Annotated in this window: 17 protein-coding genes and 1 pseudogene; 3 read left to right on the plus strand and 15 right to left on the minus strand. The window is 58.3% G+C overall.

The window, feature by feature from the left end; translation table 11 throughout:
- Window positions 1–148: 148 nt before the first annotated feature.
- The gene (locus ACA061_RS14715; protein WP_497299481.1) at window positions 149–2,104 is read left to right on the plus strand and encodes an acetoacetate--CoA ligase; all 1,956 of its coding nucleotides are present in this window, start codon (window positions 149–151) and stop codon (window positions 2,102–2,104) included.
- Window positions 2,105–2,159: 55 nt separating this feature from the next.
- Here ACA061_RS14715 and ACA061_RS14720 read toward each other — a convergent pair whose 3' ends face one another.
- Together ACA061_RS14720 and ACA061_RS14725 are read right to left on the minus strand one after the other, a co-directional pair.
- Window positions 2,160–5,852, minus strand: a complete 3,693-nt coding sequence (locus tag ACA061_RS14720; protein WP_497299482.1) for a hypothetical protein — start codon at window positions 5,850–5,852, stop codon at window positions 2,160–2,162.
- Between the two features lie 146 nt (window positions 5,853–5,998).
- Window positions 5,999–7,105 carry a PilT/PilU family type 4a pilus ATPase gene (locus ACA061_RS14725; RefSeq protein WP_497299483.1) on the minus strand — a complete coding sequence of 369 codons (1,107 nt, stop codon included), beginning with the start codon at window positions 7,103–7,105 and terminating at the stop codon, window positions 5,999–6,001.
- Window positions 7,106–7,232: 127 nt separating this feature from the next.
- On the opposite strand from ACA061_RS14725, the gene ACA061_RS14730 reads away from it, so the two are divergent.
- Window positions 7,233–9,770: a PAS domain-containing hybrid sensor histidine kinase/response regulator gene (locus ACA061_RS14730; RefSeq protein WP_210552861.1), complete on the plus strand. Its 2,538-nt coding sequence runs from the start codon at window positions 7,233–7,235 to the stop codon at window positions 9,768–9,770.
- A 51-nt stretch (window positions 9,771–9,821) separates the two neighbouring features.
- Window positions 9,822–10,097 (plus strand): peptidylprolyl isomerase, encoded by a 276-nt coding sequence (locus tag ACA061_RS14735; protein WP_497299484.1) that lies wholly within the window; start codon window positions 9,822–9,824, stop codon window positions 10,095–10,097.
- Between the two features lie 130 nt (window positions 10,098–10,227).
- On the opposite strand, the gene kdgK is transcribed toward ACA061_RS14735, so the two are convergent.
- The 13 genes and pseudogenes from kdgK to cobN form a co-directional block, all read right to left on the minus strand.
- Window positions 10,228–11,163, minus strand: coding sequence for a 2-dehydro-3-deoxygluconokinase (gene kdgK / locus ACA061_RS14740; RefSeq protein WP_497299485.1), 936 nt, complete (start codon window positions 11,161–11,163; stop codon window positions 10,228–10,230).
- Window positions 11,164–11,320: 157 nt separating this feature from the next.
- On the minus strand, window positions 11,321–12,535 hold the full coding sequence (locus ACA061_RS14745) for an amino acid deaminase (RefSeq protein WP_497299486.1): 1,215 nt from the start codon (window positions 12,533–12,535) through the stop codon (window positions 11,321–11,323).
- Window positions 12,536–12,578: 43 nt separating this feature from the next.
- Window positions 12,579–13,343: an IclR family transcriptional regulator gene (locus ACA061_RS14750; RefSeq protein ID WP_150602502.1), complete on the minus strand. Its 765-nt coding sequence runs from the start codon at window positions 13,341–13,343 to the stop codon at window positions 12,579–12,581.
- Between the two features lie 130 nt (window positions 13,344–13,473).
- On the minus strand, window positions 13,474–13,863 hold the full coding sequence (locus tag ACA061_RS14755) for a RidA family protein (RefSeq protein ID WP_007912330.1): 390 nt from the start codon (window positions 13,861–13,863) through the stop codon (window positions 13,474–13,476).
- 21 nt (window positions 13,864–13,884) lie between these two features.
- Window positions 13,885–14,682, minus strand: coding sequence for an amino acid ABC transporter ATP-binding protein (locus ACA061_RS14760; protein WP_497299487.1), 798 nt, complete (start codon window positions 14,680–14,682; stop codon window positions 13,885–13,887).
- Window positions 14,679–15,341 carry an amino acid ABC transporter permease gene (locus ACA061_RS14765; RefSeq protein ID WP_150615455.1) on the minus strand — a complete coding sequence of 221 codons (663 nt, stop codon included), beginning with the start codon at window positions 15,339–15,341 and terminating at the stop codon, window positions 14,679–14,681. The genes ACA061_RS14760 and ACA061_RS14765 overlap by 4 nt, the downstream gene beginning before the upstream one ends.
- A gap of 9 nt (window positions 15,342–15,350) precedes the next feature.
- Window positions 15,351–16,013, minus strand: coding sequence for an amino acid ABC transporter permease (locus ACA061_RS14770; protein WP_024012746.1), 663 nt, complete (start codon window positions 16,011–16,013; stop codon window positions 15,351–15,353).
- A gap of 51 nt (window positions 16,014–16,064) precedes the next feature.
- Entirely contained in the window at window positions 16,065–16,913 is an 849-nt protein-coding gene (locus ACA061_RS14775; RefSeq protein ID WP_150615454.1) for a transporter substrate-binding protein, read from the minus strand.
- Between the two features lie 283 nt (window positions 16,914–17,196).
- Window positions 17,197–17,400, minus strand: a pseudogene (locus ACA061_RS14780) (type II toxin-antitoxin system RelE family toxin); the annotation flags it as partial.
- A gap of 244 nt (window positions 17,401–17,644) precedes the next feature.
- The gene (locus tag ACA061_RS14785) at window positions 17,645–19,204 is read right to left on the minus strand and encodes a TerC family protein (protein WP_150615453.1); all 1,560 of its coding nucleotides are present in this window, start codon (window positions 19,202–19,204) and stop codon (window positions 17,645–17,647) included.
- 428 nt (window positions 19,205–19,632) lie between these two features.
- On the minus strand, window positions 19,633–20,373 hold the full coding sequence (locus ACA061_RS14790; RefSeq protein ID WP_497299488.1) for a vWA domain-containing protein: 741 nt from the start codon (window positions 20,371–20,373) through the stop codon (window positions 19,633–19,635).
- Window positions 20,298–21,299 (minus strand): magnesium chelatase ATPase subunit I, encoded by a 1,002-nt coding sequence (locus tag ACA061_RS14795; protein WP_150615451.1) that lies wholly within the window; start codon window positions 21,297–21,299, stop codon window positions 20,298–20,300. Before ACA061_RS14795 ends, ACA061_RS14790 begins: the two co-directional genes overlap by 76 nt.
- A gap of 163 nt (window positions 21,300–21,462) precedes the next feature.
- Window positions 21,463–25,311, minus strand: coding sequence for a cobaltochelatase subunit CobN (gene cobN, locus ACA061_RS14800; RefSeq protein WP_497299489.1), 3,849 nt, complete (start codon window positions 25,309–25,311; stop codon window positions 21,463–21,465).
- Window positions 25,312–25,314 lie beyond the last annotated feature (3 nt).

The following is a 25,314-nucleotide window of genomic DNA, read 5'->3' on the forward strand; positions in this document are numbered from 1 at the left end:
CCCTGTAGGAGTGAGCCTGCTCGCGATAGCGTTGGGTCAGTCAAAGCTGTATCAACTGACACACCGCTATCGCGAGCAGGCTCACTCATACAAGGGATCGATGTGCTACCTGAGCCACGTGTATGAATCAGATAAAAAGAGGCAACCAATGTCCGACATCCTCTGGCAACCCGACACCGACCGCATCGCCAAATCGCGCATGGACACGTTCCGGCGCTGGGTCAATCAGCGCCATTCGCTGAACCTTGGCGACTACTCTGCCCTGCACCAGTGGAGCATCGATCAGCGCGAGGCATTTTGGCAGGCAATCGTTGATTTCTTCGACATCCAATTTCACGCCCAGCCTGACGACGTATTGCGCGAAGGCGCGAAAATGCCCAGCGCCGAATGGTTTCCCGGAGCGACGCTGAATTTCGCCGAACACCTGCTGCGCCGACGTGATGATGCCGTGGCCATAGTGAGCGTGGCGGAAAATGGTCAGCGCGAGCAATTGACCTGGGCCGAACTGGCCCGCGAGGTCGCGGGGTTTCAGTCCAGCCTGCAAGCGGCTGGTGTTGGCCTCGGTGACCGGGTGACGGCGTGCATGCCCAACACCTGGCAGACCCTGGTGGCGATGCTCGCGACCACCAGCCTTGGGGCAATCTGGTCGTGCTCATCACCGGACTTCGGCACCCATGGCGTGATCGACCGCTTCGGCCAGATCGAACCGAACGTACTGATCACCTGCGCCGGCTATCGCTACGCCGGCAAAGAGATCGACCAGACGATCAAGCTCAATGAAATCCTCGAGCAACTGCCGTCGCTGCAACAGCTGATCATCGTGCCTTACGCGCGCTCGCAGGCCCCCGTGGAAGATTATCGAACGCACGCCGATGTCACGCTCTGGGATGATTTCTACAAGCCGGGTGGCGAGCCGTTTTTCGTCCCGGTGCCGTTCGCTCATCCGCTGTACGTGCTGTATTCCAGTGGCACCACCGGCGTGCCGAAATGCATCGTGCACAGCACCGGCGGCGTGCTGCTGCAACACGTCAAGGAACATGGATTGCATGTCGACCTTGGTCCCGAAGACCGCTTGTTCTACTACACAACGTGTGGCTGGATGATGTGGAACTGGCTGGTGTCGGCCCTCGCGGTCGGCAGCGCTGTGGTGCTGTATGACGGTTCGCCCTTTCACCCAGGTCCCGAGCGTTTGCTGGACCTGCTGGAAGATGAGTGCGTCAGCGTATTCGGCACCAGCCCGAAATTCCTCGCAACCCTGGAAAACAGCGACCTCAAGCCCCGCGAAAGCCATGATCTGAGCGCCCTGAAAACCCTGCTCTGCACCGGCTCAGCCTTGTCGCCGCAGAGCTACGACTTCGTCTACCGCGATTTCAAACCGGACGTCTGCCTGGCCTCGATGTCCGGTGGTACCGATATCGTTTCCTGCTTCGTTAACGGCAATCCGCTGTCCCCTGTGCGGCGCGGCGAGATCATGGGCAAGAGCCTGGGCATGGCGGTTGAAGTCTGGAACGACGCGGGTCAGCCGGTGATCGGTGAGAAAGGCGAGTTGGTGTGCACCCGGCATTTTCCGGCGATGCCGATCGGTTTGTGGAATGACCCGGATGACGAGAAGCTGCGCAAATCCTATTTCAGCCTGTTCCCCGGCGTTTGGGCGCAGGGCGATTACGCCGAACAACTGCAACATGGCGCGATGATGATTCACGGCCGCTCCGACGCCGTGCTCAATCCGGGCGGCGTGCGCATCGGTACGGCGGAGATTTATCGGCAGGTTGAAAAAGTCCCGCAAGTGCTCGACAGCGTAGCTATCGGGCAGCAATGGCAGGACGATGTGCGGGTGGTGTTGTTTGTGCGGCTTCAGGACGGTGTTGAACTGAACGAGGCACTGCAAGCGCAGATCCGCCAGGTCATCCGCGCCAACACCACACCCCGCCATGTGCCAGCGAAAATCGTCGAGGTCACGGACATTCCGCGCACGATCAGCGGCAAGGTTGTGGAGCTGGCCGTGAAAAACGTGGTGCACGGATTGCCTGTGAAAAATACCGATGCGTTGGCCAATCCGGAAGCGTTGGAGCAGTTTCGGGATCGATCAGAGCTCAATGATTGAAAGCCTGGGACAGCATATTCGCAGTCCCCCAGTCAAAACGCAGTATTACCCGGAGTCAGACGGAATTCAGCCTGATCAATACCTCGCTTTTTATGGTTTGCCCCCGGCTGGCGATGACAGCGTCGGTCATGATTTCGAAGTTTTTCTCGAATTGAGCGGGGGCCTGATCCAACTGAGCCAGCAGAGACGCCAAGACAGCAATGGAATCTGCGTTTGATACAGCATCATCACTGTTGTAAAAAGCCCCGGCTCCATCAGATTTTGGCAACCGACCCGCCGCGAGATTCAGTAATGGTGCCACGTTGAGGGCTGGGGCATCGTTTAGACGAGCAGCCTTGGCGGAAACCAGTTCAGTCTTGCGAGGGCCCGCACAAACCATCTCGTGAATCAGGTCGTCTGCCACTTCACCGTAGCTAAAGCTCGCTGCATTAAACCGGTCATTAAGATGTTGAGTGCTCACTTGCAAGTATTGAAAATTATCTCGCTCCTGTAACCCGGCCTTTTTCCAATCACTATATTTGCTCTGATCGACTTGAATAATCTGGTTATCGACCTTCGCTACATCTAGAAAAAAGTTACTGATTGATGTGCCATCGAAGTCTAAACGAACAACCTCCATAACAGCCGAAAGCTTGTCGCGCGCCTTGTTCGTGCTACCTAAAAACAGACCGATGGCAAGATCAGTTTTAAGGGCAAACTGCCTCCGCGCCAAGACACTAATGGCGCTTTTCACCTTCATACCTGCTATCGACATACCATTTCGAATTACATGAATCGTGTAATCAATGGGCCGAATGCTTGGAATTAAAACCAAGCTCTTCAAGTCGAAACCATCCAGTGCCTTGCCCCAAGGATTACCGCGACTATTAAGGGCGTACCATCGTTTATTTCTGCTAACGGCGAGCACGCTTGAGATATCAACAGTGGCACCAAGTGCGCGCCATTTGCCTTTTCCGACCCGGGAAAGACTGGCAGCCTTCAGCATATCGATGTATTTATGTCGCCCGGTCAATCTAAATATCTGGGCATTAGCCTTGCCCAACAACCGGGCTGCCTGATGACCAAGTTTAATTCCATTTTTTAATTGCTTTAATCCAAACCCGATGAGAAGGGGTAACGCGGCATCGATCGGATTCAAAATCGATACTGTTAGCGTCAAGCAATATTTTGCGGTTTTAAGGAGCTTGGCGGCCAACGAAATGGACTTGGCGGCAATGCCCAAAATTTTTGCTGGAACGCCCAACACCGCAAAGACAATACCGATAGCGTCCATAGTGCAACCGTAAATACCATCGACCAGTAAATTTCTATCCCCTGACCGCAAGTCCTCAACGCACTTTTTAAAAGGTATGGTCAAGTTGACAAGCCACGTCTCAAACCTTTCATATTTTTTGTCCGCCATCTCTTTATCAGTTAAAACGGTAAGACTCTCAACAAGCTCACTGACACTTCCGACAGGTCTATGCATTACAACGAAATTTGCAATATCCTCGAAATGAGGGCTGACAAAATATTGATATATGCTGTTTTTATTTTCGACGGGCCTTGTCGGCGCCGGAATGGCTCCCAGTTTTTCTATGAATACATTCATGAACCCAGTAGGACGTGAGCCATCCCCAACGTATTTTTTTACGTGCAAAGGAGCACGATAAAATTCAGGCAGCGGACCCTTACCCTCACTCCCATACACTAACCTGGCGGGTGCTTCCATTACTCCAGACGACAGCACAAAGTCTCCTAAAGCGTCGTTTCTTCGACACTCCGCGGTCATACTGAACAGCTCATAGCAGCGCATTTTATTATTATCATACGAAGCGATCATGATCACTCCATAGCGGCCCCGCGCCTTATCATTTATGTTGCAAACCTGCACCGTCCTGGAGTTAGCACTTCCTGCACCAAGAACGCCAGAACCGCTGCCTTGCGGGAACTCCTGTTTCGTATCCGGTTCGCGGACTGTAAAGAAGGCAATTGCACTCCTCCCTAGTATTTCGCGATCTTCGCGCGGCATTCCCGCCAAGCCCAACTTTAAATTAGTTTTAATAGCCCTATGAATATTGCCATGGAATTTCCGAACTTCGGTTTCGAAAACGTGTTGATTTTGCGGCAACCCTGCCAGCCCAGGGTTTGCATGCATAATATGCGGCTCCTGGCTCCAGTTCCAGCCATGCCCGTCTAGCGTACCTTCAATGTACAAATCCAGAATCGAAGCCCTGAAGTCGGAGAAATGATGTGGCCGGAGTATTCGCTGCTCAAAAAAGTCGGTCTCGGCATCGGGTAGTGCCTGCCTCAGCGTTGCCAACGCCAATTGCTTTCGATCCGGTACGGGGGCAAACGCTGTCGCCGTGTTGACCATGGCTTCCAAAAAGGTTTCATAAGCGGCAACCGCACGATCAGAGGCAGCATTGACTGATCCCTCAAGATCACTTCTGGATATCACTTCATTGATCAACGCCCAATCAATAATTGCTTCAATGGCAAGCACACCCTGAAGCTGACCCAATGCATGACTTAGCGAATCTATATCGGCGAACTGCATGACTTCTTTGTAATCAAGGAACCGCACTCCGCCTTTGGAAATAAGTTCGTAAATGCTCACGGCTTGACAGAACGTTACCCAACCGACCGATCCCGCCTTGAGCCAGGACGGAATATTCTTTACCAGCAACCCAGGTGCTGCAGACGACAGCACAAGATGCGAAGCCAAGGGTGCCAACTTGCGCGAAACCTTTTTATTACTGACTAGATGCTCTTCAAAACCCTGGCGAATTTTTTCCAATGTTTCATCGGCTGAGCGACTGGATTCATAAATATCATGACCCGCAATTACGTTCCGCTGCTGACTGCCACCTACCTGGAAATCAAGATCAAGTATGAGCGCCGTATACAGCATTTGTGCCAGGTCTTTATTATCAAGACTCTCGCCAGAGGCGGCACCCCACCAGCCTAATGCCGCAATGTATTTTCTTGCGAGACCATAAGAAAAGGAGTTATAGATGAGCTTATGAATTACATCATCAGCATTTTCCCAGGAAATACCATCATGCAGTACAGGCCTGACCCTTTCGTATAAAGTATCAAGCAAACTTTTTCCACCTTGAACATACTGGGCGGTCATTGCACGGACCTCCTCGTATTGCGAGGCGGTCAACTTAACGCTATCAGCTTCGTGCCCCTCTAACTGTTCCCAGTAACTTTCGATTGCCTCGGGCGCGCGGTACTCCCATTTTAGAAATGCCGCTAATTTTCGGATTTGTTCTCGATCATTAACAGCTGGCACCTTCATGCCGTGAAAGCATAGCCATTGAGCATAACTAGCTTCACCAATAACCGACGACATGAACCCACCGACTTGATCAGCAACACTCATGAAATAAGTGATATAGGGCTGGGCGTATGGATCGTAGATGACTCTATTTCGAAAGCGGATCTGATCCCAGTCATCGAACTCAGCCACCGCAGGCTCAAAAGATCGATTTGTAACAAGCACTACCCCATCGGGATGATATCGCTTGATAAAATCATTTAGTTCCCTCTTCAAGGGCTTGATCATACAGCCAAGAGAGGAGTGCTCCCGCAACGAAAACCTTTCAGCTTCTAAAGAAATCAGCTCTCCTTCTTTACTGGATACGAGCACTTCAAGCGCATCGGCAATCTCTTTACGCTCCGCCGCATCGGCAAGCAAGCATCGCTCATTATCACGCGTAGTTGAACCATCACTTTCGCTTAAAACACTTCTTGTTTTCACGTCATTTCTCCGCCCAATGTCTTTATTGTTGAAATCAACAGTACAAACATTAACCAGAGAACTGCATTTCTCAATCCGAGATTTATTAACTCAAGTTTCGCTGCCGCGGCAGATCGAGATCCACACCTTCAAAATATCAACCATTTTCACTCTGCCAACTCCCACTCTCCGAACGACTTGTCACCTCCCGCCTTAGACAAATCCAACTTGACTCGTAATCGCAAGTCATTCACAGAGTCTGCGTTTTTCAATGCCTCCTCGACACTCACCACTCCTTCTCCAACCAATTTATGAAGGGAAAAATCAAACGTCCGCATCCCCTCCACCACTGACTTCTCCATGATGACTTTAAGTTCACCCAGTTTATTATTTCTAATTAGATCGCCGATGGTTGGCGTGCCCAGCATTACCTCCACCGCAGCCCTTCGCAGTCCGTCTATCGTCCGAACAAGTCGCTGCGATACACAGGCTTTAAGATTGCTCGCCAATGCCTGCAACAACTGCACCCGACGCTCTTCAGGAAACATATTGATGATTCTTTCCAATGCCTGATTTGCGTTATTGGCGTGCAGGGTCGACAGCACCAGGTGACCGGTTTCGGCAAACGCCAGCGCATGTTCCATGGTTTCTCGGTCACGGATTTCACCGATCAGCACGACGTCGGGAGCTTGGCGCAGGGTATTTTTCAGCGCGGCTTGAAAGCTGCGCGTGTCGACACCGACTTCACGCTGGTTGATGATCGAAAGCCTGTGCCGGTGGATGTACTCGATCGGGTCTTCGATGGTGACGATATGCCCGCTGCTATGGCGGTTGCGGTGATCGATGAGCGCTGCTAGCGACGTTGATTTTCCCGAATCGGTGGCGCCAACAAACAGTATCAGCCCCTGCTTGAGCATCACGGTTTCGAGCAATACTGGCGGCAGCTTTAGATCTTCGAAACGCGGAATATCGAGTTTGACGTTGCGGATCACAATGGATACATCGTTACGCTGTTTAAAGATGTTGACCCGGAAACGGCCGATGCCGGGGCGCGAGATTGCCAGGTTCATTTCCAGATCCCGGTCGAACTCCCGGCGCTGCTCGGCGTCCATCAGGGAGGTGGCAACCGTTGCCACCTCGCCCGGTTTGAAAGGTTGTTCGCTGAGCGGCGTCAGTACGCCTTCAAAACGTGCACTGGGCGGTGCGCCCGTGGAGAGGAACAGATCCGAACCATGACGACTCGCCAGTTGTTTGAGCAGTGCATCGATTTCCATGGCTAAAAGCACCTGCGAAGCTTGCAATGAACAGAGAGGACCCGCGCCGTGACGCCGCGAGCCAATGCGCGTCTATCAGACTAGGATAGTAGACGCCGCCCTACCGACTGACGCTCAGGATGCAACGATGAACGCTGTACCAACCAGCAACGACGCCCAGGCACTGATTGCCCGTACCGATTGGAGCCGCAGCCCTCTGGGCGCTGCTGGCACCTGGCCGCAGAGCCTGCGCACCGCCGTGGACATCGTGATTCACTCGCCGATGCCGATGTTGCTGATGTGGGGTCCGGAGTTGACGCAGATCTACAACAATGGCTTTGCCCTGCTCGCCGGGAGCAAACACCCACACGCTTTCGGACAGCCGGCGCACCAGATATGGCCAGAACTTCGAGACTTTACCGACCCGATTTACAGCGCCGTCCTACAAGGTCAGGTACGCACCTACAGCGAACAGCGCTTCACCCTGCAACGCGATGGCAAGGATTCAGACTTCTGGCTTGACCTGACGTACAGTCCGATCCGCGATGAACGTGCACAGGTGGCCGGGATCCTGGTCACCGCGATTGAAACCAACGAACGGCGGCGCATCGCTCTGGAGTTGCAGCAGCGTTCGGACGAGAGCCTCAGGGTTCAGCGCGACACCGAAGAGCGACTGCAACTGGCGCTCGCCGCCACCGATGCGGTTGGCACCTGGGACTGGGACATCGGTGAAGATCGTTTTATTGCCGACGCGCACTTTGCCCAGTTGCACGGCATTGATCCGGCACGCGCCGGGCAATTGCCCATCAGCGATTACCTGAACGGCGTTCACCCCGAAGACCGTGCGCTGGTCGCCCGCAGCATCAAACATTGCATCACCCACGGCACGGAATACGCCGAGGAATACCGCTTGCTGATGCCCGGCGGCGAGCAGCGCTGGGTATTCGCCCGCGGCCGTTGCTACAAGGATCACCATGGCCGGCCGGTGCGTTTTCTTGGCGCAGCGCTGGACCTGACAGAGCGCAAACAAACTGAACAGGCGTTGCGCCAGAGTCAGACCGAATTACAACTGATCATCAACGCCATGCCGATCCTGATCAGCTATGTCGACCACGAAGAACGCTTTCGCCTGAACAACGCGGCGTATCTCGACTGGTACGGTCTGACGCCGCAAGAGCTGTATGGCCGCACCATTCGCGAGGTGATCGGCGAAGAGGCCTATTTCCTGCGTTCGCCGTACATCGGCGAGGCCCTGGCCGGACGGCCCTGCTCGTTCAGCCTGTACACCCCGCATCGCGACGGCAGCACCCGGCATGCGCTGATGAACTACTTGCCCCGCCACGGCGCGGATGGCGCGGTCAATGGCTTCTACATCTTTGTGATCGACGAGTCAGAGCGCAAGAAAACCGAAGAGGCGCTGCGCAATCTCAACGAAACCCTTGAAGAACGCGTCAGCGCTCGCACCGAACAATTGGCCCAGGCCAATGAGCGCTTGCAGAACGAGATGTTCGAACGTGAGCGCGCCGAAGATGCGTTGCGCCATGCGCAGAAAATGGAAGCGGTCGGCCAGCTGACCGGCGGCATCGCCCATGACTTCAACAACATGCTCACCGGGATCATCGGCAGCCTCGACCTGATGCAACGCTACATCGCCAATGGTCGGGCCGACGAAATCGGGCGGTTTACCGAAGCCGCTGTATCGTCCGCCAACCGTGCCGCTGCGCTGACCCACCGCTTGCTGGCGTTTTCGCGGCGCCAGTCACTGGATCGCAAAACCCTCGACGTCAACGCGCTGATCCATTCGCTGGAAGATCTGATCCGTCGCACCAAGGGCGATCCGATCGCGCTCACGTTGCGCCTCGCCGAAAACCTCTGGCCGGTCAGCACCGACGTCAGCCAATTGGAAAACGCCCTGCTCAACCTGGTGATCAACGCCCGCGACGCCATGCCCGATGGCGGTGAATTGCTGATCGAAACGGCCAACGTTTATCTCGACGGCAATGACATCACCACGCTGGAACCGGTCAAGGCCGGCGATTACCTGATGCTGGCGGTCAGCGATAACGGCAGCGGCATGACCCCTTCGGTGCGCTCCAAGGCATTCGATCCGTTTTTCACCACCAAACCTATTGGCCAGGGAACCGGTCTGGGATTGTCGATGATTTATGGTTTCGCCCAGCAATCGGGCGGCCATGTCAGCCTCGACAGCCTGCCGGACCAGGGTACTTGCGTGCGTCTGTACTTGCCGCGCTTGCATGGCAGCGAGCCGCAAAGCCCGGAGGCTGACCGCGTTGAGCAACCTGCGCCCATCGCCGCCGGTGAAACCGTGATGGTGGTCGAAGACGACCCGGCGGTGCGCATGCTGGTGCTCGATTTGCTCAGGGAGTTGGGCTACACCGCCTACGAGGCCGAAGACGCCAACACGGCTCTGCCGGTGCTGGAATCGAATGTACGCGTCGATCTGCTGGTCACCGACGTCGGACTGCCGGGCATGAACGGTCGGCAACTGGCGGAAATCGCTCGCCAGCATCATCCGGGGCTCAAGGTGCTGTTCATGACCGGGTATGCGCAGAAAGCCGCCGAGCGTCAGGGCTTTCTCGAGGATGGCATGGACATGGTGGCCAAACCGTTTTCGAATGAGCTGCTGGCCAGCAAGATCCGCACGATGATCAGCCAGACGCCTTGAGTTGAGGCATAATCCGCGCCCCGCCGTCACCCCGTTATCAGGTACCGCACGATGAAAGCCCAAGCCCGCCACATTCTGGTGAAAACCGCCGAAGAGGCCGAACAGTTCAAACAACGCATCGCCAAGGGTGAAGCGTTTGATGTATTGGCGAAAAAATTCTCGACATGCCCGTCCGGCAAACGCGGCGGCGATCTGGGTGAAGTCCGGCCGGGGCAGATGGTCGGTGCGATTGATGCGGTGATCTTCAAGAAGCCACTGCGCACGGTGCATGGGCCGATCAAGAGCAAGTTCGGGTATCACCTGGTGCAGGTGTTTTACCGCGATTGAGCTTCACACGTTCCCTGCTTGAACACCCTCCCTGTAGGAGCTGCCGAAGGCTGCGATCTTTTGATTTTGTTTTTTTCAGGATCAACATCAAAAGATCGCAGCCTTCGGCAGCTCCTACAGGGGTTGTGGTTCAGGTTCTGGGGATGAGTGCTCCGGGGATTTGAATCACCTGGCTGGCCAACCTATGCCCGGCCTCGGCCGCATCGACAGGACTTGCCCCCATCAACCGACTCGCCAGATAAGCCGCACTGAACGAATCCCCCGCCGCCGTGGTGTCCACCACCTTCTCGACTTTCTCTGCCGGCACTGCAAAGGCCTCACCGTCACAACGAATCAGGCACGCCTCGGCGCCGCGCTTGAGCACCACTTCTGGTGTGCCAATCTGCGCGTAAGCCTCGAACACCGCATCGCAGTCACTGAAGCCGAACAGCGCCTGCTCGTCATCCACGGTCAGCAACGCCAGATCGATGTGCGGCAACACGCTGCGATAAGCCGCACGTGCCTCTGCCACTGACGCCCACAGACGTGGCCGGTAGTTGTTGTCGAAGACGATTCGCGCATCACGCTGGCGAGCGTCGATCAGGGTCTGGATCAGTCTTTCCCTGCCCTGCGCGCCGAGCACGGCCAGGGTGATGCCGCTGAAATACAGCACGTCGTAATCGGGTAACGCTGCCAGAATCGGCTCGGCTGCCGGGGTGGTGAAGCAATCGCGGACGGCCGCCTCGTTGCGCCAGTAGAGAAAGCGTCGCTCGCCGTTGGCGTCGGTCTGGATGCAATACAGACCCGGCAAGCGTCCGGGCAGACGCTGCACGAGAGCGAGGCCGATGCCTTCGCTCGACCAACTCTGGCACATGGCGTCGCTGAAGCTGTCATCGCCCAGCGCAGTGACGTAGTCGACTTGCGCTTTGTCGCCCAAGGCGCGCGACAGGTAGACGGCGGTGTTGAGGGTATCGCCGCCGAAGCTTTGCTGCAGGCTGCCGTCGGCGCGCTGCTGGAGTTCGATCATGCATTCGCCGATCAGGGCGATGCGTGGGGTGTTGGGGCCCAAGGGGCTGAGGGTGGTCATTTTTTTATGGTGTCTCTGGTTGATCGATGGTGTCTGATCTGGCCCCATCGCTGGCAAGCCAGCTCCCACAGTTTTTGGGTCGTACACAAAATGTGCATCCACACTTCACCCTGTGGGAGCTGGCTTGCCAGCGATGGCGGCGCCTCGGTCTAAAGCCCTAGAAACACGTCTCCATGGTTTCGATCACCGACAACTGCTCATCCACCAGCAAACCCACGCGCCACTTATCGAACGTCAGGCATGGGTGCGATGTACCAAAGGAGATGATGTCACCAACGCGCAGCTCGACGCCCGGTGCCACCGTCATGAACGCATGCTGATCCATCACTGCCGTGACCTTGCACGCGCCAACGTCCTCGCCCACCGCCGGCACCACGCCGGCCCGATAACGCAGCAGCGGCACTGGCAGCCCGGCGTCGTACGCCACGTCACGCTTGCCCAGTGCAATCACCGCAAAACCCGGCTCCGGCAGCGATTGCACGTGCGCCCACACTTCCAGCGCCGGACGCAGGCCTTCGTGCAGATCACTGCGACGATCGAGCACGCAACATTGCGCCTCTTTGTAGATGCCATGGTCGTGCGCCACGTAACTGCCTGGACGCAACACGCTGAGGAATCGACCAGCAGCGTTCTGGGCTTCGAACGATTCGGCAATCAGGTCGTACCACGCCGAGCCCGAGGCCGTAATGATCGGTTTGGCGATGGCAAACGCGCCGCTGTTCTGCAACTGCACAGCCAGACGTACCAATGACGCGGCGAATTCGCGGATACCGCTGACCGCATGATCGCCGTGGATCACGCCCTCATATCCTTCGATACCGGTCAGTGCCAGCGCCGGTTGCGCGCTGATTGCCTTGGCCAACTCGATGACTTCCTGTTCGCTGCGGCAACCGCAACGACCACCGACCACGCCGTACTCGATCATCACGTTGAGCTTCACACCGCGCGAAGCGAAGTAGGCGCCGAGGTCGGCGACGTTGTCCGGGTGATCAACCATGCAATAGAAGTCGAACGACGGATCCGCCAGCAGATCGGCGATCAGCGCCATGTTCGGCGTGCCGACCAATTGGTTGGCCATCAGCACACGACGCACACCGTGGGCGTAAGCCGCGCGGGTTTGAGTTGCGCTGGCCAGGGTGATGCCCCACGCACCGGCGTCGAGCTGACGCTTGAACAGCGCCGGGGTCATGCTGGTTTTGCCGTGGGGCGCGAGTTCGGCGCCGCTGTCGCTGACGAATGTCTGCATCCAGCGAATGTTGTGCTCCAGCGCTTCGCGGTGCAGCACCAGTGCCGGCAGGCTGACGTCTCGCGCCAGGTGCGCGCCGATGGCGGCGTCGCCCTTTTCCACAGCAGTATTGATGGCAGTCGTCATGGTCAAACTCCTCGCATTCATTCGCGGCCGCAGGCAGCCGCGGTTATTCGTTGATGCGCCGGGCGAGGCTGTTGGCGCTCTCGATCAATACCCGGCGATAGTCGTCGTAATTGTTCCTGGCATCGGCCCGTGGGGCGACGATGCACAAGGTGCAAATGGCTACACCGGAAGGGTCTTTGACCGGTGCGGCGAAGCAGTGGGTGAACGTGTCGGCGACGCTGTCGAAGGAGAAGAATCCATCGATGCCGGCCTGACGGATTTCCGCCAGAAAGCGCTCCAGCGGCAAGCGCTCGCCGTCGGGGAGGATGTAGTCGTCTTCGTCGATCAGGTCGATGATCTGTTGATCGCTCAGATGCGCAAGCAACAGTCGTCCGGAAGCCGTCCACGGGATCGGCGCGTTTTCGCCGATATCGGAAGAGATACGGAAATGCCGCTCGCCCTCCTTCATCAACGCCACCGTGTATTTGCGCCCGTTGAGCAGGCACATTTGCGCGGTTTCGCGGGTCTGGCTGACGATCTCCTGCAAGGCATGATCGGCCTCGCGACTGAGGTCAAAATGGCGCAAATGCGCCTGCCCGAGAAAGTACAACTGCCGGCCCAGATAGACATGACCGTCCTTGCCCACCGGTTCCAGAATCCGTCGTTCCAGCAGGGACGCGACGAGTTCGTAGACCGTGGATTTCGGGCTGCCAATGCCGTTGGCGATGTCGTTCGGACGCAGCGGCTGGCCGATCTCCTTGAGGAAATCGAGAATATCGAACGCCCGGTCCAGACCTCGTGCCCGGCGCTTGATGGTGTCTTCGGTCATGTCAGCACTCACTCAAAAATCTCCATGTAGGAGCTGCCGCAGGCTGCGATCTTTTGATCTTGCCTTGTGACATATCCAAAAATGCCAAAAGATCGCAGCCTTCGGCAGCTCCTACAAGAGCCACCGTCGATCAGGCCTTTTTCTTGTACGCAATGCAGTCGATCTCAACCTTGCAATCAACCATCATGCTCGCCTGTACACAGGCCCGCGCCGGCGCGTGTTCCGGTTTGAAGTACTCGCCAAAGACCTTGTTGAAACTGCTGAAATCCCGCGGATCATCCAGCCACACCCCGGCGCGCACCACGTCTTCCAGGCCATAACCGGCCTCTTCGAGAATCGCGATCAGGTTCTTCATGGTCTGGTGGGTCTGCTCGACGATGCCGCCAACAATGATCTCGCCATCCACCGCCGGCACCTGACCGGAAACGTGCAGCCAGCCATCAGCTTCAACCGCGCGCGCGAATGGACGAGGCTGGCCGCCTGCGGCGGTGCTGCCGGTGCCGTAACGAGTAATGCTCATGGGTGTTTCTCCTGATAAAAATTAAAACCGCGTGTTTTTGAGGAACTCAGCCAGACGCGGCGATTGCGGGCGTTCGAACAGTTCCTTGGGAGGCCCCTGCTCTTCGATCCGCCCCTGATTCATGAATACGATTTTGTCCGAGACCTCGAAAGCGAAGCGCATCTCGTGGGTCACCAGCAGCATGGTCATGCCGTCTTCGGCCAGGCCCTTGATCACGTTGAGCACTTCGCCAACCAGTTCGGGGTCGAGGGCTGAAGTGACTTCGTCGAACAGCATCAGGCTCGGGTTCATCGCAATCGCCCGGGCAATCGCCACGCGCTGTTGCTGGCCGCCAGACAACTGGCCGGGAAAGTGATTGCGGCGCTCCAGAAGGCCGACCCGCTCCAGCCATTTCTCGGCCAGCACCACGGCTTCGTCCTTGTGCATTTTCTTCACCTTGAGCAGGCCCAGGGTGACGTTCTGCAACGCGGTCAAATGCGGGAACAGGTTGAATTGTTGAAACGCCATGCCGGTCATCGCGCGATGACGAGCGATGACTTTTTCGCCATGCCGCACGCGCTTGCCATTGATCTCGTCGTAACCGATGGACTCGCCGTCGAGCAGGATCTGCCCGCCCTGAAACTCTTCGAGCATGTTCACGCAGCGCAGCAACGTGGTTTTACCTGAGCCGCTGGAACCGATCAGCGTCACAACGTTGCCGCGTTGCATGCTGAGGTCGACACCCTTGAGCACTTCGACCGCGCCGTATTGTTTGTGCAGACCGCGAATATCCAGCAGCGGCTGGCCGTTTGCAGCGTTGGAAACTTGAGCTTCAGTCATGGCAAGGCCACCCGCTTTTCAATGTGCCGGCCGAGTAATTCGATGCCGTAGTTGATGACGAAGAACAGAAAACCGGCGAACAGATAGAACTCCAGTGTCATGAAGGTCCGGGCGATGATCTGTTGGGTGCTGAGGAGCAATTCGGCCACGCCGATCACCGAGAGCAAGGTCGAGGCCTTGACGATTTCGGTGGACGAGTTGACCCACGTCGGCAGGATCTGCCGCAGCGCTTGTGGCAGCAGCACGTAACCGAGCGACTGGTAAAACGTCAGGCCAATCGCCTTGCCCGCTTCCATCTGCCCGCGCGGCAACGCTTGCAATGCACCGCGCACGATTTCCGCAACGTGTGAGCCGCAGAACAGCGTCAGCCCTAACGCACCGGCCTGAAACGCGCTGATCTGCCAGCCGGCCGCTGGTGCCATATAGAAGCAGGCCAGCACCAGCACAAACACCGGCGTACCGCGAATGATGTCGACATAAAACCGAAACGGCGCACGCATCCAGAATCTGCCGTAAGTCAGTACCAGGCCGGCGACAACACCGAGCAACGTGCCGAACAATATTGCCAGCGCCGACACCTGCACGCTGGTCAGAAAGCCCTGCCACAAGGTTTCGCGGGCAATCCACAATTCATTCAACCAACTGGGGGATTCGTACATCACAGCCTCCTATCGGCGGATCGCCAGACGCTGCTCGAGGTAACGCAGCAGCATGGCGATGAGGTAACAGGCCGCGACATACAACGCCGTAGTCACCAGCCAGGTTTCGATCACCCGGTAGCTTTCGACGTTGATCTTGCGCGCGTAATAGGTCAGCTCCGGCACCGCAATCGCGGCGGCCAGCGAGGTGTCCTTGAACAGCGAAATGAAGTTGTTCGACAGCGCCGGCAACACGTTGCGCAGCATCACCGGTACGGTGACGTAGGCCTTGACCTGCCATTCGCCGAGGCCGATCGCCAGCCCGGCTTCTCGCTGCCCTTTGGGGATGCTCAGCAAACCGCCGCGGAACACTTCGGTCAGATAGGCGCCGGCATACAACGACAACGTGATGATGAACGAGGGGATCTTGTCGAGCCGAATCCCGAGACTTGGCAACGCAAAGTAGATCAACAGAATCAACACCAGAATCGGCGTGTTACGGACCACCGTGACGTACACCGATGCCAACACCCGCAAGGCGCGATGCTTCGACAGCAAGGCAAACGCCATCAGCAGGCCGATCACGCAGCCGATGGCGATCGACACCAGTGCCAGCTGCAAGCCCAGACCGAGCCCCGCCAGCAAGGTGTCGAAATCGCGCCACACGGCGGCAAAGTTCAACTGATAGTTCATGGTCAGCAGTACCTTGAACGGGGCGATTTGAATCGCCCCACTCTCACGGGATCATTTGAATTCGACTGGGAAACCGATCGCGGGCGATGGCAGGTCAACGCCGAACCATTGCTTGAATGAAGCGGCGTAAGTCGGGAACTCAACGCCGGTCATGGCCTCATGCAACGCGGTGTTGACGAAGTTCAGCCAGTCCTGATCGCCGCGTTTGACCGCGCACGCGTAGGTCTGTGGGCTCCACGCATAGGTCGGGCTGCGATAACGGCCAGGGTTCTGCACCATCAGGTATTTGACCGAAGACTGGTCGGTGGCGGCCGCATCGGCGCGACCGGAGTTGACTGCCTGATACATCAGATCAACGCTGTCGTACTGATCGACCTTGGCTTTGGGCAGTGCCTGATGCACCAGTTCTTCGGCGTAGACGTTTTGCAGAACGGCAACGGTGACGCCATCACCTCCCGCCTGCAGGTCTTCGATTTCCTTGTACTTGCTGTTGTTCGGCAGCAGCAGGCCGACGCCTTCGCGGTAATACGGCAGGGTGAACGCCACTTGCTGCGCACGGCTGGCGGTGACAGTGATGAACTGACAGCTCATGTCGACCTTGTCGGTCAGCAGGTTGGGGATCCGCGCATCGGACGACTGCACGACGAACTCGACCTTGCTCGGATCGTTGAACAAACCCTTGGCCACAATCCGGGCGATGTCGATATCAAAGCCCTGCAACTTGCCATCCGCCCCCTGGAAGTGCCACGGCGCATTGGTGCTGCCGGTGCCGACAATCAATTTCCCACGGGCCAGAACACTGTCGAGCTTGCCATCGGCTGCCTGGGCCATACCCATGACAGCGGACGAAGCCGCGAGAACAAAAACACACGCTTTGAACAAGGAAGGTCGGCGATGCATGGCAAGCACTCCAGGATGATGTTTATTCCGCTATACCGGAAGACGGTTTGTTACTCCGGAATAGACAGCAGAAAGTGTGCCACAGGACTCGCGAGGAATCTGCAATGGATTTAAATGTTTTTGGAATCAGGGACATGCACAAATTGCAGAAAAGAGAGCTACGCAGGATTTGGTGCCGGGGCGCTACCATTGGCTACAAGGTGCGGGTAGCGGCTTCCCATTTGGTGCTCGGTGGTCCAATAACGTGCATTGCTGAAGGGTATGAAGTCGTTTAAAAGGGAGGTCAGCGTTTGACCGCGCTTTCGTAAACATCACCCCGCTCTCTTTTGCCAATCGCAATAACAGTCACGATCAGAACTTCATCTTTGACGCGGTAAACCATGCGATAGCCAGCGCTTCTGAGTTTGATTTTGTAGGCCGCCCCCAATCCTCTGAGGCGATCTGCGGGAACATCCGGATTAATCAGTCGATCCTTCAGCTTTTTTTGGCGACATGACGTTGCGTGGTTGCGTCAGTCCTTGCGACAGCTTTGCACCCTTCCCCGTGGGCGGTCACTTCGAAGCTGCGCGGTACCCATGTAGGAGCTGCGGCACGCTGCGATCTTTTGACGTAGTTTTAAAAAAACAGATCAAAAGATCGCAGCGTGCCGCAGCTCCTACAGGGTTTTGCATCGTTCAGGGGAGCTGTGGGAGCCAGCCTGCTGGCGATAGGGTCAGCGCAGACAGTCAGATTTACGCAGTTTCACGCACCAACAACACCCGCGTCACCCGCCGCTCCTCGACCGCTTTGACTGTCATCTGCCAGCCGGCATATTCCATTCGATCGCCCTTCATCGGTAACCGGTCCAGCAAGCTCATCACCAGCCCGGCCATGGTCTGATAATCCTCTGTGGGCTCGGCGCCGAACCCGGTGCGCTGGCGCACACGCGTCAGGTTCAATGCACCGCTGACGATGAATCCGCCCTGCTCCTCGACCACGTCCGGGCCTTCGATTTCGCTGGCATCGGGCAGCTCACCGGCAATCGATTCGAGGATGTCAGTCATGGTCAGCACGCCGACAAAGTCACCGAACTCATTGACCACAAATGCAATGTGGGTCGACGCCGCGCGCATCTGTTCCAGCGCGTTGAGGATCGAATAGCTGTCGAGCAGATTGATCGTCTTGCGCGCCAGGTGCTCCAGGTTCGGCTCGGTACCCGCCAGGTATTCCTTGAGCAATTCCTTCTTGTGCACGAAGCCCAGCGGTTCATCCACGGCGCCATCACGGATGAGCGGCAGGCGCGAATAGGACGAGTGCATCAACTTGGTACGAATCGCCTCGGCATCGTCTGCCAGGTCAATACTGTCGACGTCGGCCCGCACGGTCATCAGTTGGCGGATCGGCCGCTCGGCCAGTTGCAGCACACCGCTGATCATCACTCGCTCGCGACGGTCGAACAGCTCGGCGCTCGGCGCATCACCGTTATCCAGCAAATCGGAAATCTCCTCGCCGACTTCCTCCGCCGCCAGTGTGCGACCTCCCAGCAGACGCATGACCGCGTGAGCGGTGCGCTCACGAATCGGGCGCAGGCCCTGCATCGAGCGTTTGCGTCGAGCGCGGGCGATCTGGTTGAACACCTCGATCAGGATCGAGAAACCGATGGCTGCGTACAAGTAGCCTTTCGGGATGTGGAAGCCCAAGCCTTCAGCGGTCAGGGCAAAACCGATCATCATCAAGAAACCCAGACACAGCATGATTACCGTCGGGTGCGCGTTGACGAAGCGCGTCAGCGGCTTGCTCGCAACGATCATCAGGCCAATGGAGATGATCACTGCGATCATCATCACCGCCAGCTCATCGACCATGCCCACAGCGGTAATCACCGCGTCGAGGGAGAACACGGCATCCAGCACGACGATCTGCGCAACGATCGGCCAGAACAGCGCATACGCGGTATTGCTGGTCCGTTCGCCGACATGGCCTTCGAGCCGTTCGTGCAGCTCCATGGTGGCCTTGAACAACAGGAACACACCGCCAAACAGCATGATCAGGTCACGGCCGGAGAAGCTCTTGTCGAACACTTCGAACAGCGGCTGCGTGAGGGTGACCAGCCAGGAAATACTCGCCAACAGGCCCAGGCGCATGATCAGTGCCAGCGACAGACCGATGATCCGCGCACGGTCACGCTGATGCGGCGGCAGTTTGTCCGCAAGAATTGCAATGAACACCAGGTTGTCGATACCCAGCACCAGTTCCAGCACGATCAAAGTCAACAAGCCTAACCAGGCCGTGGGATCCGCTAACCATTCCATAAAACGTCTCGATCTCTATTCAGTTAATTCAGACTGCCGGACACGGCAAAGCGCAACGCGAAGGCTCTGGGGCCGCGTTATCAACGATAGTCGTGTATCGGAAAACCGGATGCTGCGAGTGCGTCAAGACCGCGCCATGGCGCGAGGGGAACGTGCTTCGTACCTGAAGACTGGGAGGCTCCGAGAGGGTGTTCATGTAGATCCTGAATGAAAAAAGGCCTTGGAGCGTACAGCCTGAAGTGACTTTTCCTACAGCCCGAAATCATTTCAAAATCTGTAACAGCGCCCAAATCCCCCTGTAGGAGCTGCCGCAGGCTGCGATCTTTTGATCTTGTTTTTAAAATCAAAGTCAAAAGATCGCAGCCTTCGGCAGCTCCTACAGGTTTGAATCCGTTAATTCGGGGTGACCTGCTGACGCACAGAGGACTTCAGGCCGGGACAAGGTCATCAATATGCCGATAATCCGCGTCCAGCGCCCCGGCCAAATCCTTCGCGCGACCCAACCGAATCGGCCCTCGCTCGATGTCGATCAACAGCCCCGGGCATTCCAGAACCGGCAAACCTGTCCACGCTTTCAAACGTCCATCCGTGACCAGCAGCAAGCGCTGCTGCTCGACAGGAAAGCGCTTGCGCCGCACTGTCAGCCATTGCTGCGCCTGCGACAATGCCGCGACTAACGGCGTACCGCCGCCCGCACCCAAGCCATCAAGCCAGGTGCGCAAATCGCGGGATGCTTTCAAACCCTGCACCTGCCACTTCGGTGTCGCACCACTGGCGGTCAGCAATGCCAGCCGTGCGCGCTGTCGATAAGCGTCATCGAACAGTTGCGCGAGCAGGCCTTTGGCATCGCTCAACGCCTGATGACGGCGCGTCGACGCCGAGGCATCGACGATCACCAGCCACAACTCATGAGGCGTGCGCGTGCGCCGTTGCAACAGCAGGTCTTCACGACGTTGCGGACGCCCCTTGAGCAACGTTCCCGGCCAGTTCACTGAACCGCTGATGGCCGCGTGACGTTTGCCCTGGCGTCCGTTGTCGAGCCGACCGGCACGGGGTCTGGCATTCGCCCCCGCGTCGGATCGGGGGCGAATGCCTAGGGCTTTTTTGGCCAGCTCGGGATTTCGCGACGGCTGCCAGTGGCGAGCGCCGGGGCCGGCATGTCGCCCCACTGGCCCTGCCCGTCGCTCGGGTTCGCTGCAGAGTTTTCCGGGGATTGCGCAGGTTGTTGAGGGCTCGAAGATGGCTGTTCACGACGACGATGACGCAAGGCAAATTCGGCCACGGCATCGATGTCCTCTTCGCCAATCGCCTCAGCTGCGCGCCATGCCGCGTGCGCACGCGCCGCACGCAGCCACACCAGATCGGCGCGCAGCCCATCGACGCCAGCGGCAAAACAGCGCTCGGTGATTTGCGCCAGTGCAGCATCGTCCAGAGGAATGCCGGCCAAGGCGCTGCGGGCGTTTTCACAGCGCTCGCGCAAGGCTTGTTGCGCGGCTTCCCACTGCATGCAGAACGCTTGCGGGTCGCTGTCGAAGTCGAGACGTCGACGAATGATCTGCCCGCGCTCGGCCGGCACGGTGTGGCCGCTGAGCGCGACGTTCAGACCAAAGCGATCGAGCAACTGTGGGCGCAGCTCGCCCTCTTCCGGGTTCATCGTGCCGATCAGGACGAACTTCGCCGAATGCCGATGGGAAATGCCATCACGCTCGATCAGGTTGGTGCCGCTGGCCGCGACGTCGAGCAGCAGATCCACCAGGTGATCGGGCAGCAGATTGACTTCATCGACGTAGAGCACGCCGCCGTCAGCCTTGGCCAGCACGCCGGGGGAAAACTGCGCGCGACCATCGCTGAGGGCGGCGTCGAGATCGAGGGTGCCGACCAGTCGTTCTTCGGTGGCACCCAGCGGCAACGTAACGAACTGACCGCTGGCGAGCAGGTCCGCCAAACCCCGGGCCAGGGTCGACTTGGCCATGCCGCGCGGGCCTTCGATCAGCACGCCACCGATTTTCGGGTCGATGGCGGTGAGGCACAGGGCGAGCTTCAAGTCATCGGCGCCGACCACGGCGGACAGCGGGAAATGGGGGGTGTCGGTCATCTTCAGTACTCGGTCATGGTCGGTGATCTGGCGAGGTTCTTTGGGGCTACCCTGATCCAATGTGGGAGCGAGCTTGCTCGCGAAGGCGTCCCGTCAGGCAGTATTTCTGCGGATGACACTCCGCATTCGCGAGCAAGCTCGCTCCCACAGGGAATTGCGTGCATCAAGTGTCTTCTTCTATATCCAGCAGCAGATTTTCGAGCGCTTCTTTATACGCCCCCGGTTCCTGCCACATCCCGCGCTGTTGCGCCTCCAGCATGCGTTCAGTCATGTCACGCAGTGCATGAGGATTATGCTCACGAACAAAATCGCGCGTTACCGGATCAAGCAGATAAGCGTCAGCCAGCAACGCGTACTGATGATCGTCGATCAACTGTGTGGTGGCATCGAATGCGAACAGGTTGTCGACCGTTGCCGCCAGTTCAAACGCACCTTTGTAGCCGTGACGCTTGACCCCGTCGATCCATTTCGGATTGGCCGCACGTGAGCGGATCACTCGATTCAGCTCTTCTTTCAAAGTGCGGATCTTCGGCAAATCCGGCTGGCTGTGATCGCCGTGATAACTGGCCGCCGCTTCACCGCGCAGGGTTTCCACGGCTGCGAGCATGCCGCCCTGGAACTGGTAATAGTCGTTGGAATCAAGCAAGTCGTGCTCGCGGTTGTCCTGATTCTGCAGCACCGCTTGCACCTGACTCAGGCGCTGGACGAACTGTTCGCGGGCGGCGGTGCCCTCGTCCGCACCGCCATACGCGTAAGCGCCCCAGTTCAGGTAAACCTCGGCCAGATCCTCACGACTCTGCCACAGACGACCGTCGATGGCGCCTTGCACACCGGCGCCATAAGCACCGGGTTTGGCACCAAAGATTCGCCAACCGGCCTGGCGCCGCGCGGCCTCTTCATCCAGGCCCGATTGCAGCAAGGCCTCGCGTTCGGCGCGCACTTTGGCGGCCAGTGGGTTCAGATCGTCGGGCTCGTCCAGCGCCGCCACCGCTTGCACGGCGGCGTCGAACAAACGGATCAGATTGGCAAACGCATCGCGGAAGAATCCGGAGACCCGCAGCGTCACATCGACCCGCGGTCGGTCGAGCAGGCTCAGCGGCAGGATCTCGAAATCGTCAACTCGCTGGCTGCCCGTGGCCCATACCGGGCGCACGCCCATCAGCGCCATCGCCTGGGCGATGTCATCACCGCCAGTGCGCATCGTCGCCGTGCCCCATACCGACAGGCCGAGTTGGCGCAGATGATCGCCGTGGTCTTGCAGGTGTCGTTCAAGAATCAGCGTGGCCGACTGGAACCCGATGCGCCACGCGGTAGTGGTCGGCAGGTTGCGCACGTCCACCGAGTAGAAGTTGCGCCCGGTGGGCAGTACGTCGAGACGTCCACGGCTGGGCGCACCACTCGGGCCGGCCGGGACGAAACGGCCGCCGAGGGCATCGAGCAGGCCGCGCATTTCTGCCGGGCCACAGGCGTCCAGACGCGGGGCGACGACTTCGCGCAGGTTATCGATGATGGCGTTCACTTCGGCCCAACCCGCTTCTTGTAGGAGTGAGCCTGCTCGCGATGGCGGTGTGTCTGTGAAAAAGTCGTCGGCTGACACATCGCCATCGCGAGCAGGCTCACTCCTACAGGGGTTGTGCAAGGTTTCGCAGATCAGTTCGGCGGCGAACAATTCGAGGCGTTCGCGGGTGTCGCCGGCGCTGCGCCAGACTTCATCGGTCACGGTTTGCAGTTCGACGGGACGCGGGCCGACCCACGGCTCAGCCAGCGCACAATCCAGCGGATCAAAACCCAGTTCAAACGCCTTGGCCAGCGCCCGCAACAGACTCGACTGCGCACCTTTGCCATCGCCGCGCGGAATGCGCAGCAACGCCAACAAGGTATCGATACGCAAACGCCCGGAGGGTGATTCGCCAAAAATGTGCAAGCCATCGCGGATCTGCGATTCCTTCAAATCACACAGATATGTGTCCAGACGCGGCAGCCAGATCGCTGCATCGGCATCGCTGTCCAGCGCGGCATCCAGTTGCAGTTCGCGGTCGATCTGCGTGTCGCGAACCAGTTGCAAAATATCGCGCTGCAACTCGCGAGCACGGCGTGGATCGAGCAGCTGCGCTTCGTAATATTCGTCAGCCAACAGCTCCAGATTACGCAGCGGTCCATAGGTTTCGGCGCGGGTCAGCGGCGGCATCAGGTGATCGATGATCACCGCTTGCGTGCGCCGTTTGGCCTGGGCGCCCTCGCCCGGATCGTTGACGATAAACGGATAGATATTCGGCAACGGCCCAAGCAACGCGTCGGGCCAGCAGTTCTCCGAGAGCCCGACACCTTTGCCCGGCAGCCATTCAAGGTTGCCGTGTTTGCCGACGTGGATCACGCCGTGGGCGCCGTAGGTGTTGCGCAGCCAGAAATAGAACGCCAGATAACCGTGCGGCGGTACCAGATCCGGGTCGTGGTAGACCGCGCTCGGATCGACCTGATAACCGCGCGCCGGTTGGATGCCGACAAAGGTCAGGCCAAAGCGCAACCCGGCGATCATCATGCGCCCGTCGCGGCACATCGGATCGTTTTGTGGCGGGCCCCAGCGTTCGATCACTGCCGCGCGATTGGCCTCGGGCAGTGCATTGAACATCGTCAGGTAATCGTCCATCGCCAGACTTTGCTGGCACGGGCGCAAATCAAGGGTGTCGAGATCATTGCTGACGCCACCGAGCAATTGCTGGATCAGCGCGGTGCCGCTGTCCGGCAACTCGGCCGTTACCGGATAACCCTCGGCCTGTAACGCGCGCAAGATGTTCAGCGCTGCCGCCGGCGTGTCGAGGCCGACACCGTTGCCGATGCGCCCGTCGCGAGTCGGGTAATTGGCGAGAATCAGCGCAATGCGTTTCTCGGCATTCGGCACCCGCGCCAGAGCGATCCAGCGTCGCGCCAGCTCGGCGACGAAATCCATGCGTTCGGGTTGCGCCCGATAGCAGACCACATCTGACTGACTGCGCTCGCTGCGCCAGGCCAGATCCTTGAAGCTGATCGGGCGGCTGATGATGCGTCCGTCGAGTTCCGGCAAGGCAATGTGCATTGCCAGATCCCGCGGGCCGAGGCCCTGCTCGCTGTCGCGCCAACCGGGCTCGTTGTCCTGAGCGCAGATCGCCTGAATCACCGGGATGTTGCGGCGAAACGGCCGCAAGTGCGGCGCTTCGGGACTCGACTGGGCAAAACCGGTGGTGTTGAGAATCACCCCCGCCTCGACTTCATCCAGCCAATCCTCGACCACCGACAGGCAGCCGGGTTCTTTCAGACTCGCCACCGCTAACGGCAAAGGGTTCAGCCCCGCCGCTTGCAAGCGCTGGCAGAAAACATCGATGAACGCGGTGTTCGCCGCTTGCAAATGCGAGCGGTAAAACAGCACCGCCGCCACCGGTTGATCGGGCCGCCAATCGGCCTGCCAGTCACTCAGTGCGGCGCTGGTTTTGTGCGGATGGTAAATCGCCGTGCGCGGCAGGGTTTGCGGTTCGCCCCACGGGTAATCGCGGGCGAGCCAACGGCTGGCCAGGCAATGAAAGAAATCCACGGCGTTGCCCATGCCGCCCTGACGCAGGAACTGCCAGAGCCGGTCACGATCTTCGGCGTTGACGGTGCTCAGGTCACTGAGTTCCGGATCGGGGCGATCATCACCCGGCACCAGAATCACCTGCACGCCACGCTCGGACAACTCAATCAAACGCTCGATGCCGTAGCGCCAATAAGCGATGCCGCCGTGCAGCGAGATCAGAATGACTTTGGCGTGGCGCAGCACTTCATCGACGTAGAGATCGACCGAAGCGTGATTCTGCACCTGCATGGGATTGGCCAGGCGCAGGCTCGGATAATCCTCGGGCAGTTGCTGCGCAGCTTCGGCGAGCAGCGCCAGGCTGGAATCGCCGCTGCACAGGATTACCAGTTCGGCCGGGGTTTGCCCCAGGTCCGCGATGTTGTCATCCGAGACGAAACCGCCGGGCTGGGTCCTGAGCAGGTGCATGGG

The organism is Pseudomonas sp. LBUM1668, assembly GCF_059695715.1.

Bases quoted from the DNA above. Each gene is read 5' to 3' on its own strand.
- ACA061_RS14770 (WP_024012746.1), bottom strand. From the start codon at position 16,013: ATGAACTATCAGTTGAACTTTGCCGCCGTGTGGCGCGATTTCGACACC.
- ACA061_RS14725 (WP_497299483.1), bottom strand. From the start codon at position 7,105: ATGGAAATCGATGCACTGCTCAAACAACTGGCGAGTCGTCATGGTTCG.
- ACA061_RS14795 (WP_150615451.1), bottom strand. From the start codon at position 21,299: ATGACCGACACCCCCCATTTCCCGCTGTCCGCCGTGGTCGGCGCCGAT.
- ACA061_RS14755 (WP_007912330.1), bottom strand. From the start codon at position 13,863: ATGAGCATTACTCGTTACGGCACCGGCAGCACCGCCGCAGGCGGCCAG.
- kdgK (WP_497299485.1), bottom strand. From the start codon at position 11,163: ATGACCACCCTCAGCCCCTTGGGCCCCAACACCCCACGCATCGCCCTG.
- ACA061_RS14730 (WP_210552861.1), top strand. From the start codon at position 7,233: ATGAACGCTGTACCAACCAGCAACGACGCCCAGGCACTGATTGCCCGT.
- ACA061_RS14735 (WP_497299484.1), top strand. From the start codon at position 9,822: ATGAAAGCCCAAGCCCGCCACATTCTGGTGAAAACCGCCGAAGAGGCC.
- ACA061_RS14775 (WP_150615454.1), bottom strand. From the start codon at position 16,913: ATGCATCGCCGACCTTCCTTGTTCAAAGCGTGTGTTTTTGTTCTCGCG.
- ACA061_RS14750 (WP_150602502.1), bottom strand. From the start codon at position 13,343: ATGACCGAAGACACCATCAAGCGCCGGGCACGAGGTCTGGACCGGGCG.
- ACA061_RS14745 (WP_497299486.1), bottom strand. From the start codon at position 12,535: ATGACGACTGCCATCAATACTGCTGTGGAAAAGGGCGACGCCGCCATC.
- ACA061_RS14765 (WP_150615455.1), bottom strand. From the start codon at position 15,341: ATGTACGAATCCCCCAGTTGGTTGAATGAATTGTGGATTGCCCGCGAA.
- ACA061_RS14785 (WP_150615453.1), bottom strand. From the start codon at position 19,204: ATGGAATGGTTAGCGGATCCCACGGCCTGGTTAGGCTTGTTGACTTTG.
- ACA061_RS14715 (WP_497299481.1), top strand. From the start codon at position 149: ATGTCCGACATCCTCTGGCAACCCGACACCGACCGCATCGCCAAATCG.
- ACA061_RS14760 (WP_497299487.1), bottom strand. From the start codon at position 14,682: ATGACTGAAGCTCAAGTTTCCAACGCTGCAAACGGCCAGCCGCTGCTG.
- cobN (WP_497299489.1), bottom strand. From the start codon at position 25,311: ATGCACCTGCTCAGGACCCAGCCCGGCGGTTTCGTCTCGGATGACAAC.